The following is a 12,803-nucleotide window of genomic DNA, read 5'->3' as shown; positions in this document are numbered from 1 at the left end:
TTATTTCCTTGCCGCCGCGCGCTGCGCCATCCACTCTTCTACATCGTCGATCTGCTTGGGGATGTCCTTGGAGATCCATTCCGGACCGTTTTCGGTCATCAGGACGTCATCCTCGATGCGTACGCCGATGCCGCGCATCTCCGCGGGGATCAGCAGGTCGTTCTTGGCGAAGTAGAGGCCCGGTTCGATGGTGAAGACCATGCCCGGCGTGATCTTCGCGCCCTGATAGGACTCGTAGCGTGCCTGCGCGCAATCGTGCACGTCGAGGCCCAGATGGTGGGCCACGCCGCAGGCGAGCCAACGACGGTGCTGCTGGCCTTGAGGCGAAAGCGATTCCTCCACGTCGACCTTCAAAATGCCCCACTCGTGCAGGCGCTGTGCGATGACGCGCATGCAGGCGTGGTGGATGTCGGAGTAGGTGGCACCCGGCTTGGCGGCCTCGAATCCGGCCTGTTGCGAATCAAGCACCGCCTGATAGATCTTCTTCTGCAGCGGTGTGAACTTGCCGTCCACCGGGAAGGTACGGGTGATGTCGGCGGTGTAGAGGCTGTCGACCTCGATGCCTGCGTCGATTAAGAGCATCTCGCCGTGGCCGACCACGCCGGTGTTGCGCATCCAGTGCAGGATGGGGGCGTGTTCACCGGAGGCGATGATGGTGTCGTAGCCGACGGTGTTGCCTTCCTCGCGGGAAACCGCGTTGAACTCACCTTCCAGCATGCGCTCGCTGCGCGGTTTGCCGACGGCCTGCGGCAGACGGGTGAGGATCCGGTCGAAACCATCTTTCGTAGCGGCGACGGCCTTGCGAATCTCGCCGACCTCGTAGGAATCCTTGATCATACGTGCGGTCGAGGCAAACTCCTGCAGCTCGTTATCGGCCTTTTCATTGGCGTCCGGATCGGGGAAGCCGTTGGCTTCGCGCACGGCTTCGACTTGCGCGGTCATCTGCGGATCGGCAAGCCGCACCACGCGCATGCGCACGGCACCGGCTTCGGCACCGACATCCTTGCCCAGTGCATCGGGCAGCTGGGCGATGTCGTGGGTGGCGATGCCGGTCATCGCATTGAGTTCCTTCAGGCCGGCACGGGGCCCGACCCAATATTCGCCGTAATGGGCGTCGACATAATAAGCTTCGGTGCTGTTGTCGGCTCGTGGAGCGACGAAGAGCTCCGGCGTATGCGTCTTGCCGGCCTTGGCCTCAGGTGACTCAGGGTCGACGGGGTTCAGTACGAGCACGGCTCCGGCCTCGTAGTCCTGGCCGAGCCCGGTGTAATAGGAGAACTCGGTATTGGGGCGGAAGGCGTAGTCGTCATCGTTGTTGCGCACCTTCGGCGTGCCTGCGGGGATGACGATGCGCTCGCCTGGGAAGCGCTTGCCGAGAGCCTCGAGACGTGCGCCGATGAACTTGCTGGACTCCAGCGGCTCGATGTCCGGCTCCTGGTTGTCCCAGCCGGTCTTCATGAATTCCGCGAATTTCTTGGACGTGGTCGGCCGCAGCGTGCGGTTGTTGGTCCTGTCTTCCATCGGTTGGTCCGCTCCCGGTGCCTGTGCCATTTCCTGTGCCTCGTATTTCTTGTCGTTTGCCGTGATGACTTCGCTCATGCGTGTCCTCCTCATTGGCGGGTTCTTCACAGCCATTCTAATAACCTGGGCGGTCCGCAGGGCGGGGAATGTTGAACAATGGAATATGCCGTCATTCTGTGACTGCCGACGATGCAGCAGGACCTTTGCGCCAACCCCCTATCGGGTTCATATTCGCATGATTGGCGCTGTCTGGTATTGCCGTGTTCCCCTTTGTGCGCCGATCGCGCATTGCCGTCAGCGTCCATTCGCCGTTCGGCGTAGCGCTTTCGAGGCCGTTTCATACAATAGTGGTGTCTATTTTTCAAGGGATTCAAGCCAAAAACGAGGTTTTATGTCATTCGAGCATCCGAAAACCAACGGGGTTACCATTCGCGAGGTCGAGCGCGAGATCATGTCCCGGCGCACCACTCACGAAGAACTGGGACACGACCTTGAGGTCATGGACCTGATGCTTGACCTTCTGGGCCATCCGGAAGACACATTCCGCATCATCCACATCACCGGCACCAACGGCAAAGGCTCCACCGCCCGTATGGCCGAGGCTATCTGCCGCGCTTACGGTATGCGCACCGGCCTCTACACCTCGCCGCACCTGCAGAAAATCAACGAGCGCATCGCCGTGGACGGCCAACAGCTCAGCGACGACGATTTCATCGATACGTGGATGCAGATCAAGGATTTCGTCGCCCTGGTCGACGCGAAAATGAAGGCTGACGGCAAGGCGCCGATGAGCTATTTTGAGATCCTGACGGCGATGGCGGTCTGGAAGTTCGCGGATGCGCCCGTCGACGTGGCCATTTTCGAAGTCGGCATGGGCGGACGTTGGGATGCCACCAATGCGTTGAACGGTGACGCCGCGGTCATCGGTCCGGTCGACATGGACCACATGCAGTGGCTGGGCGACACCCCCGCGAAGATCGCCACGGAGAAGGCCGGCATCATCAAGCACGAGTCCACCGCCATCATCGGCGCACAGCCGCATGAAACGGAGGTCATGCCTGTGGTTGAGGCCGCGGCCGTCAAGGAGCATGCCACGCTTATCCGCGACGGCGAGGAGATGGAGGTCGTCTCGCGTCAGCCTGCGGTAGGCGGCCAGCTGGTCACGTTGCGCACGCCGAACGGTACTTACGAGGATATTCCGGTCGCCAAGTTTGGCGAACATCAGGCGCACAACGCCTTGGCGGCGCTCGCGGCGGCCGAAACCGTTATTCCCGTCGCAGGCCAGCTCACCCAGGACGTCGTGGCCGAAGCGTTGGGCGGGGTCAAGATTCCCGGACGCATCGAGCAGGTGCGTACCTCGCCGACCATCATCGTCGACGGCGGGCACAACGTCAACGCCGCCGAATCGTTGCGTGCCGCCCTTGAGGAGAACTACAACTTCGAGCAATTGGTCGGCGTGGTCGCGATGATGAAGGACAAGCAGGTCGAGGAATACCTTGGCACGCTGGAGCCGATCATGAGCCAGATCGTCGTCACCGAGAACTCGTGGCGAGACCGGGTAATGCCTGCCGAGGAACTCGAGAAGATCGCGGTCAGTGTGTTCGGGCGTGATCGCGTCACCCGCATCGACAACCTTCCCGACGCCATCCAGGAGGCCGTCAACATGGTCGACGCCGATGACGAACTGGGCGTCGGCTACGGCCACGGCGTGCTCATCTGCGGCAGTTTCGTCACTGCCGGCGACGCCCGCACGCTGCTGGCTGAGAAGAAGAATCCGGAACTGGCTCTGCCCAAGGCGCAGCGTGTGGCGGGCAAGCTTAAGAACGACAAAGCCGATGCCGGCAATGCCAAAGACGAGGACGAGGACATCGTTTCCGAGGTATTCGGCGATGCGTTCGGTGATTTCGGAGTCAAGCAGGTACCCTTCGAAGGCGAGTCCGAACCCGGCACCACCGCCGAGCAGCTCCGTCATCATGCCAATGGAAACGGCACTGGCAGCAAAGGCGACAAGTAACCATAACCAGTGAGAGAAGCGCTTTCTTAGGTTCGAGTAGTGCTTTTACGCTTACCAATCAACCAACTGCGACGAAAAGCACGAAAATCAGCCCAAATGATGCTTTCCGTCGCAGTAAGTATGAGGCCATAGGGAAAAGTGCCATCCGGGTACTGTTTTGCTGTTTTCCTCACTGGTTTTCGTGCTTTGTGGCAAAAGTTTTGTATTTCGTCATATTGCTTGAATTTGTCGAAGTTATCAAGATCATTAGGTGTGCTGGCCGGTATGATAGCAAGTGATAACAGGACGTGCCCGAGATCAAGTAGGCCGGTAAGCGGGAAGAGCAGAGGAAGTCAATAATCCATGTATCTGAAGGAACTGACGCTCAAGGGATTCAAGTCCTTCGCCTCTGCGACCACGCTGCGCTTTGAACCCGGCATCACGGCCGTGGTCGGCCCCAACGGCAGCGGCAAGTCCAACATCGTCGATGCGCTGACATGGGTCATGGGGGAGCAGGGCGCCAAAAATCTGCGCGGCACCTCGATGGAAGACGTGATTTTCGCCGGCACTTCCTCACGTCCGCCGCTGGGGCGCGCGCAGGTGAGCCTGACCATCGACAACACCGACGGCACACTCGATATCGACTACACGGAAGTCATCATCAGCCGCACCATCTACCGCAACGGTGGCAGCGAATACGCCATCAACGGCTCGCCCTGCCGACTGCTCGATATTCAGGAGCTCTTGAGCGACACCGGCTTGGGCCAGCAAATGCATGTCATCGTCGGGCAGGGCAGGCTTGACGAAATCTTGAAGGCCGACCCCGCAGGTCACCGCGCCTTCATCGAAGAGGCGGCTGGAATCCTGAAACACCGCAAGCGCAAGGAACGCGCGATACGCAAGCTCAAGAACACCGAGGCGAACCTTGCCCGCACCGATGATCTGCTGCACGAGATTCGCCGGCAGCTGGGACCGCTCGGACGTCAGGCCAAGATCTCGCGTCGTGCGGCGAGCATACAGATTTCCTTGCGCGATGCACAATCGAGGATTTTCGCCGAGGACGCCCAGAATTCCATGAAAAGCCGTGCCAAGTTGCGCAATGAACTTGGTGACGTACGACGCCAGCTGGAAACTGCGCAACGCGAGCTGGCGAAAGTCAAGGTGCATATCGAGCAGGTCGAGGCGTTGAGCTCCGAGTCCAGCCCGGCCATGGCTAGGGTCAACGAGACCTGGCATGAGCTCTCCGGCATCGAGGAACGGTTCCGCTCGCTGGCTTCGTTGGCCGACGAGCGCGCGCGTTCGCTGGCAGGCCAGATGATCACGAACTTCGGTGAGGACCCGGATATTCTCGAGTCCCGTGCCAAAGAACTGGACGGGCAGGCCGAATCTCAGAAAAAGGCCGTTTCCGACATGCGCATTGCGTATGATAAAGCGACTGAATCTCGTGCCGGCAATGAAAAGCAACTCGCTGCGGCACGTCAGACGTTGACGCAACTGCGCAAGGCCGCGCAGGAGCACACCTCGAAGCTCGCCAATCTGCGTGAGCTCAAAACCCGCGAGGAATCCGCCATCGAGTTGGCGCAAAGCCGTGCCAAGGATTTCAATGGTCAGCGTGAATCCATCGTCAAACAGCGCGACGAGGCCACGGCCCAACGTGATGCCCTTGACGCAGAAACCCAGAATACCGGTGTTGAGAATAGTGCGGCCGCGCTTGAAGCGGCAAGAACCGCGATGCAACAGAGACAAGAAGAGCTTGACGCCCTGCAGGAGCAACTGCGGGCGGTGAACGCTAAGGTGACGGCACTCAAGGCGAAGGCCGATGCCTTGAACGAGACTTTGGAAAGCCGCAATGCCTCTGGTGAGCTGGAACAGGATGATGCCGTGGCCGCCCTGGGTCGACTTGCCGACTTCATCCACGTCGAGGACGGCTGGGAAGAGGCCATCGCCCACGCGCTCGACCAGTTTGCCAGCGCCATCGTGGTGCCCGCTAAATCCAATATGGTCGAGGCGTTGCGCCGGGCGAGCGCCGACAAGCTGGGGCAGGCAGTGGTATTGCATCCACTTGAAGGTGGAAACGCTAACGACGCTGGAACCGAAAATGGCAATAGGGAAGACGATCAATATCCGATTCGTTGCGCCTCGACGCTGGTAAGTGTCAACGATTCCGCTAAAGATGCTGATTTTGCAGCCAGTGTTGTTCGTGCCGTGCGGCTTTTGCTGGACGATGTTGCCGCCGTGCCCGATATGGATACTGCTCTGGAAGCTGTGGAGGAGAAGCGGTTCAGCCAGGCCGTCACCAAATCCGGCGAAGTGGTCAACGCTGTCGGTGCCATCGGCGGCTCCTCGCGCTCGCAAAGCGATTTGTCATTGGCCGCACGGCGTGACAAAGCCGCAGCAGAAGCCAAAAAACTTCAAGGCGAGGCGGCGGATGCTATACAACCGAAGATCGAAGCGGCACAGACAGCTCTCGACAACGCACGTCTTGAAGTCGATCGTCAGTCGCAGCAGCGCATACAGGCCAAGGTGAAGGCCGATCAGGCTCGCAAGAATCTGCAAAACGTCGAACAGCAGGTCAAGCAACTGACACGGCAGCTCAAGGGGCTTGACGAGAAAATCAAGCAGACCGACGACGAGCGGCAGGCCCATCAGCTCAAACTCGAGGATTTGAGCCAGGCGCTTGACACCGCTGAGCATTCCGACACGGAAAACGAGGATTTTGACGATCTGGACAAACGCGTCCACGAACTCGAAACTACGCTCGACAAGGCGCGTGAGCAAGAAGTTTCCGCGAAGATTACCTGGAATGATGCCAGCCGCAAGGCCGATTCGCTGGTTCGTCAGGCAGGACTCTTGCACGATCAGGCGAGTGAAGCCGTGGCGAGACGGGCGAAGATGAAGGCGCTCAACGAGAAGCGCGAACGCCAGCAGGCGCATGACCGGCAGATTGCGGCGGATGCGCGGGGTATGGCCGCGTTGATCGCCACCGTGCTGAAAACCGTGGTCGCCAAACGCGACGAACTTTCGAAAGCTGCCTCGAGCCATGACGCTGAGCTGAAACAACTGCGTGCGCAGCGTGACGAGGCCGAGCCGAAGGTCGCCGCTTTGCAGCGGCGCGAACACGAGCTGGACGTGAACCGTGAACGTCTCGCCGCTCAATATGGGCAGATCGAGCAAAAGGTCTCCGATACGCTGGGCATGGGGCTTGAGGCACTGGTCGATGAATACGGCCCGGACAAGCTGGTTCCGGTGCTTGATGACGAAGGCCGTCCGATTCCGCTTGACAACGTTGGCGATGGCGTTACTGCTGATACTGGTGCAGAGAATGCTTCCGACACCGAAGTCTCCCACAATTCAGATGAAGATGAATCTGAAGTCGATAACGAAGACGATGCAAACGGCACTTCATCCAAGGCTGGAACCCAGCATGCTTCAAACGAGAACGCACCAATCGATGCCGATCATTATCAGATGGTGCCCTACGTCCGCGCCGAGCAGGAGAAACGGCTTCACAAGGCCGAACGCGACCTGAAGGCGCTGGGCAAGGTCAACCCGCTGGCCGCCGAGGAGTTCGACGCGCTTGAGACACGCAACCAGTATTTGAATGACCAGCGCAACGACGTTGCCAAGAGTCGCGATGACCTCTTGAAGCTCATCAAGGATCTTGACCGCACGATGATCGAGGTATTCAAGAACGCCTTCGACGATACGGCCGCAGCATTCGAAAAGGTCTTCGCGACGCTCTTCCCGGGAGGCAAGGGTCGACTGCGTTTGGAGAATCCCGACGATCTGCTCACCACCGGCGTCATCGTCGAGGCCAGCCCCGCCGGCAAGCGTGTCAAGCAGCTGAGCCTACTTTCCGGCGGCGAACGCTCGCTCACCGCTCTGGCGCTGCTTTTCGCCATCTTCACCGCGCGTCCCAGCCCGTTCTATGTGATGGACGAGGTCGAGGCCGCGCTTGACGACATCAACCTGACCCGTCTGATCAACGCGTTCAACGATCTGCGCCGGCACGCTCAGCTCATCGTCATCACCCACCAGCAGCGCACCATGGCCATTGCCGACGCGCTCTACGGGGTGACGATGCGCTCCGATGGCGTCACCGCCGTGGTGAGCCAAAAGCTCGAGCACGAATGAGTAAGAATATGATTTTGGCTCGGTAACATTAAATGTACCGAGCCAAAATCGTGGAAATATTCCACGTCCTTTCAATTGAGACACCGTCTGATAAAAGCGTTATTGCCGGACTTTTGATTTCAAACGGATAGCACTGCCGCAATTGATAGTGCCAGTGTGCTACTTTCGTAGTGCTTTCGCCCGTGCCACGGTATCCTCGGCGAGGATCGTTTGGGCATCGATGATGGGTAAGTCGGGGAGCGGGAAGGCCTCGTTGAGGACGGAGAGCTCCGTGCAGCCTAGGACTACGATATCGCAACGATAGCGAGCCGAATCAGACTTGTCGAGGAACGTGTCGATGACGGAACGGTAGCGTTCGAGGCTTAGCGGTCCGCCGCTTTTCACATCGTCGTAGATCAGCGAATCGATGCGCTTCTGCAGCTCGTCGTCAGGCTCGATGAACGTGTAACCGGCGGCTTCGATTTCGCGCTGGTAGAGGCCGGAATGGCGGGAGCCTTCGGTGCCCATGAATCCCACGCGCGGGTGCGTCGAAACAGGCAAGGTCGCCTTCATACGTTCGACGGCACCGGTGAGCATATTGAGAATCGGCACGTCGGTGAGCTCTTGGAAGCGCGGCAGCATGAAATGCGCGGTATTGCAGGGAATCGTGATGAAACTGGCCCCGATGGACGTGGCTTTTTCAATGTCGTCGGCGATGACGGGGAAGGGGTCGTCGTTGCTGTCGCCCAGCATGAAGTCGGTGCGATCGGGCACGGAAGCGTCGTTGAAGACCACATAGTCGAGGAAATCCTGGTCGGTGGTGGCGTCGCTCATCTTGTCGATGAGCCGGATGTACGATTCGGTCGCCAACGTGCCCATGCCGCCGATAACGGCGAAGAACGGTCGTCTCATAGCTCTCCCAACCAACAAATACGGTATCCGTCCGAAACGGAATATAAGGATGTTCCCGACTTATAGTACCAGCGTCAGAGGTTTTCCGCGTTTGCCTGCCTCTGTGTGTCTGAACGGGCGTATTCCACGTGTCGTTTGCTGTTCGCAGCCTTCGCAGACAGCCCAAATCATTACGTTTCTTCCATACTGCGCGACCGATGTCGGCGATTCACGCCTTGTTTCGTTTTGGCGCGTACTGCTTGAAATCGCGCGAAACATGCAGCTGCCAACGCCACAGTCCCAACGTACGTTTCAGGTTGCGGTCGGCCGAGTTGAAGCATGAACGGCTCCATTTGCCCTCGCTGATGAGCCTCAGCGCGTCGTCCTTCAGCGGCCCGGCTGGTGCGTACTTCTTCAGCACTCGCTTGGGAATTCCCATCCACAGATGCTCGCTGAAGCACAATGACGGCTCACTATGGCGGTGCATCACGAGGTCTTCGGCGATCCAACGGGCCAGATTGAAGCCGGCCTGGGTGACGTAGTCGCTGCTGCCGCCCGGCCTTGGGTTGATCTCGAAGAAGCGGTAGCTGCCGTCGCGCGGGTCGTGTTTGATGTCGAAATTCACGTAGCCGGTGTAGCCGAGTTCGTCGATGAGGCGTTGGCATTGTTCGTAGACGGTCTTGTCGCCCTCGGAGATGATGGCCGCGTAGTTGCCGATGCGGTTGGGCGCGTATTCCTCCATGACCGGCCGTCCCATGCACATCATGGCCACGCTGCCGTCGCTGTTGACGTACGCGTTGAGCGTGCGCATGCCGGTGTCGTCGCCGGGGATGAACTCCTGGATGATGAGCTCGCCTCGGTATCCGTTGGTATAGATGTCGTGGGCGACTTGGTTGAGCTCGGTGGCGTCGGCGATGGTGTAGGCCTTCTTACGTCCCGGGAAATCGATGCTCAGGTACGAAACGCTGTCTGCCGCCTTCAGTTCCAGAGGGAACGCGGCAGGCTGGGGGACTTTCTGGCCCGATTGGAAATCCGCGAACGAATAGACCGCGGTCAAGGGCGTATTGACCTTTGTGGTTTCGCAAAGCTTCCAGAACGAGACCTTGTCGACGGCGCGCTGAAGCGTCGGTCCGTCGATGGTGGAGGTCAGGTAGTCCTTGCGGATTTCATCACGGTGTTCGGCGAGTAGGGCCGCGGAAGTGTCGCCGCAGGCGATGATGAGCAGCTGGCGGTCGGGGCTCTGAGCTTTCAGCTCCGTGGCCAGCTTGTGCAGCTCAGGGACGAAATGCTTTTCTTCGGTGAGGTCATTAATAACACGAATGTCGACGATTGAGGAATGGCGGCATTGGATGAGCGCGGCCGGGCCGACGGCCAGCGACTTGACACCATAAGCCTTGTGGAACCCGCAAGCCAGCCCGTACGCATTGGCTCCGGTGCCGATGAGAACCGGTAGGAACATAGGCCGGTTCTCATCGCTTGTGGCGTCATTGCTGTTGGTATTTCTGCTATCTACCATCATTCCTCTTCAGTTTTAGAGTTTGGTTTTTAGCTTTTTCGCGGCCTTCAGCGCCTTGTAGAAGGTCTTTTTGATGGGCACATCGCGTGCCGCGGCCACCGGGGTGATGTCTTCGGTGAACTTGCATTTGAACTCGTTCAAGCCCATGAGGCTTGGCGCGAAGTCGCTGCCGATGCCCATCAGGTCGTAGGCGGTGATGCCCTGAGAGCCGAGGATGCAGCATTCGCTGTAAAGCAGTTTGTCGGTGACGTGCAGGCGCATCACGTCGTTGCGCATTGCGGCGTAGTAGCGCACGGCGTGCGTGCCGTTGACGGTGACGATGGACCACGCCACCACGCGTCCGTCGATGCGCGCGGCGAACACGCGGCAGTGGTCGGCTCCCAGCGCTTCGATCATGTCCGAATAATCGGTGATCGGAGCCGGGGCGAAACCGTCGCGTTTGCCCGTCTCCACCATCACGTCGTAATATTCGCGGAAATCGGCGATGGCCTCTTTCGTCTCGTCGGCTACATCGGCCGGGCATTCGCGCAGCGCCTTGCGTACGTCGCGCCGGCCGCGCTTTTTCATGCGGCTGAGGATGGCGTCATCTCCGCCGGTGACGTCGATGATGACGGTCTGGTTATAGGGGATGGTGGAGAGCACCGGCGTCGTGCCGGCGGTGTACCACGTATCGATACGCAGGAACACGATTTTCTTATCGACACGATGCACTTGCGCCGCGATGGCATCGATGGACTCACGTTCCAGCGCCTCGCTCGGCTTGGCGATCCAGACCGGTCCGTGAACAGCGCGCAGATAGTGGTAGCCGTGCGTGGCCATGTCGGTGAACCCGATGAACGCCACGGTTTTGCCGTCCTCGAGGATTCGATATGTTCCCCACGGCGTGCGCCCCGGGATGTCCGCCTGGAACTTCGCCCAGATGCCGGTCTGCTCGATTGGCAGCGTGACGCCGGATTGGCGCGCGGCCGCCTCAAGCTGGGGATATTCGGTTTTTTCTAAGCTGATCATGCTTTCCTTTATTGTTTCGCTTCCACCATACTAATGTTCAAGTTTACGTTTACGGATGTCGTCGGATTGGGTATATCGGATTTTCGTGCTTGGTTTTCACGGGTTTCATCGCTTTACGAGAACAGCCTGGTGACGATATGAGTATCGCCTTCGTAGGGGGCGTGTTTGCCGTCCACCTTGAGCCATTGTTCTTCGCCTTTGCCGACGATCAGGATGACGTCGAATCCGTCGTGTGTCTGCGCCTCGGCAATAGCGGTCTCGACGGCCTTCTGCCGGTCCACGATGATGCCGGCGTCCACGTTGGGGTCGGTGACGGCGGCCTGCATCGTCTCGCAGATATCCTGCGCGCGTTCCTTGTCCGGGTCATCGGTGGTGATGATGATGCGGTCGACGCGGTGTTGCGCGGCCTCGATGATCTCCTGCCTGCGGTCCACGGCCTTGCCGCCGGCGGAGCCGCTGACCAATGTGATGCGTGGTTGGTTCGCGCCGTAGCGTTCGATGGCAAAATCAATCAGTGCGGAGACGCTGGCGAAATTGTGGGCGTAATCGACGATGGCGACGTTCGGCCCGCGCGAGTCTTTGAACTGTTCCATTCGCCCTGAAATCCGCACGTTTTCGAGGGCGTGCGAGATTTTGGTGTCATTGAGATCCACGCCGGCGAGCCGTGCGATGGTAAGCGCGGCGGCGGCGTTGGCATAGTTGAAGTCGCCGTCCATGCGCAGCTTGTAGGTGTCCGCGCTAGCTGTGCCCGCAATTTCGATATGGAAAGCCGTACGATCTTTATCGGCGGGCCAGGCGATGGTGTCGGCCGCAGTGCCACTGTCGCGTCCGTCGGTATGCAGCGCAAACGTTGTCACGGGAACGTTGGCGGCTGCAGCGTCCTCTTTTATAAGATCGGCGTGATCACAGTCGGCTCCCAGCACCAAAGCCTTGCTGTTGGCTGCGATCTGTCGTTTGCAATACAGATAGTCCTCAAAGGTGGGGTGCTCGATCGGGCTGATATGGTCGGGGAGATGTTCAGAAACGCTCCGACGTCGAAGGTGAGTCCGTAGACGCGGTGGACCTTGTAGGCCTGCGAGGAGACTTCCATCACAAGGTAACGCATCCCGTTATCAAGGGCTTCGCGCATCATGTGGAAGGCGTCCATCGATTCCGGAGTGGTCAGAGCGGAAGCTTTGTAAGTCTGTCCGTCAAGGCAATTGTCGACCGACGAGAAGAGGGCGGCCTTGCCGTCGCTGGCGGCGTTCAGGATCGCCTGGACAAAGTAGGCGGTGGTCGTTTTTCCCTTGGTTCCGGTGATGCCGATAACCGTGAGCTCGTCCTGCGGTCTTTCGTAGAATTCGGCGGAAAGCAAGCTCATCGCCTTGCGTATGTCGTCCACAATTATGCCGATGGCACCGCATTTGGAGCTGAAATCGGTTTCCGCGACGTAGGCCTTGAGCCCGCGTTCGTCGCAGCCGTCAAGATAGTCTGCCTTGAAATGACCTTTGCAGCACAACAGCGTTCCGTCGCGCACCTCTCGCGTGTCATACGTAATGGAGGTGAAGGCATCCTCGGATTCAGGGAAACGAGCAGGATTGCGCGACCACGTCTTGCCTTGGATGATTTCCCGCAAAAGACCATGCTTTTCAAGCAATTCAACCGCAGTTGCCAGAGTCAGAGCCATATCAGAACCTTTCTTGCCGTCCACAAGGTTAACGCATTGCGCCAGCCAAAATAAGAGATACCTGCCACAATCGAATGGAACTTACACATCGTGGT

Annotated in this window: 6 protein-coding genes and 1 pseudogene; 2 read left to right on the top strand and 5 right to left on the bottom strand. The window is 59.0% G+C overall.

The genetic code is table 11. From position 1 onward, the window contains the following. On the bottom strand, positions 1-1,599 hold the full coding sequence (locus tag OZX74_RS06365; protein ID WP_277156119.1) for an aminopeptidase P family protein: 1,599 nt from the start codon (positions 1,597-1,599) through the stop codon (positions 1-3). Between the two features lie 313 nt (positions 1,600-1,912). Here OZX74_RS06365 and OZX74_RS06360 point away from each other — a divergent pair, with 313 nt between their 5' ends. Together OZX74_RS06360 and OZX74_RS06355 are read left to right on the top strand one after the other, a co-directional pair. Further along, the gene (locus OZX74_RS06360; protein ID WP_277156118.1) at positions 1,913-3,535 is read left to right on the top strand and encodes a folylpolyglutamate synthase/dihydrofolate synthase family protein; all 1,623 of its coding nucleotides are present in this window, start codon (positions 1,913-1,915) and stop codon (positions 3,533-3,535) included. A gap of 342 nt (positions 3,536-3,877) precedes the next feature. Beyond that, complete coding sequence (locus OZX74_RS06355) at positions 3,878-7,648, top strand: AAA family ATPase (protein ID WP_277156117.1); 3,771 nt, start codon at positions 3,878-3,880, stop codon at positions 7,646-7,648. A gap of 159 nt (positions 7,649-7,807) precedes the next feature. Here the strand turns inward: OZX74_RS06355 and OZX74_RS06350 are convergent, their stop codons facing one another. The 4 genes and pseudogenes from OZX74_RS06350 to OZX74_RS06335 form a co-directional block, all read right to left on the bottom strand. After that, complete coding sequence (locus OZX74_RS06350) at positions 7,808-8,539, bottom strand: amino acid racemase (RefSeq protein WP_277156116.1); 732 nt, start codon at positions 8,537-8,539, stop codon at positions 7,808-7,810. A 208-nt stretch (positions 8,540-8,747) separates the two neighbouring features. Then, positions 8,748-10,034 carry an ATP-grasp domain-containing protein gene (locus tag OZX74_RS06345; RefSeq protein WP_277156115.1) on the bottom strand — a complete coding sequence of 429 codons (1,287 nt, stop codon included), beginning with the start codon at positions 10,032-10,034 and terminating at the stop codon, positions 8,748-8,750. A gap of 15 nt (positions 10,035-10,049) precedes the next feature. Beyond that, a complete protein-coding gene (locus OZX74_RS06340) occupies positions 10,050-11,042 on the bottom strand; it encodes a GNAT family N-acetyltransferase (protein WP_277156114.1) in 993 nt (330 codons plus the stop codon). 113 nt (positions 11,043-11,155) lie between these two features. After that, a pseudogene (locus tag OZX74_RS06335) lies at positions 11,156-12,708 on the bottom strand (UDP-N-acetylmuramoyl-L-alanyl-D-glutamate--2,6-diaminopimelate ligase). Positions 12,709-12,803 lie beyond the last annotated feature (95 nt).

It is taken from the genome of Bifidobacterium sp. ESL0798 (assembly GCF_029395415.1).
Taxonomy (GTDB): Bacteria; Actinomycetota; Actinomycetes; order Actinomycetales; family Bifidobacteriaceae; genus Bifidobacterium.
The sequence above is the reverse complement of the archived record's forward strand: the minus strand, read 5'-3'. Positions and strand labels throughout refer to the sequence as shown.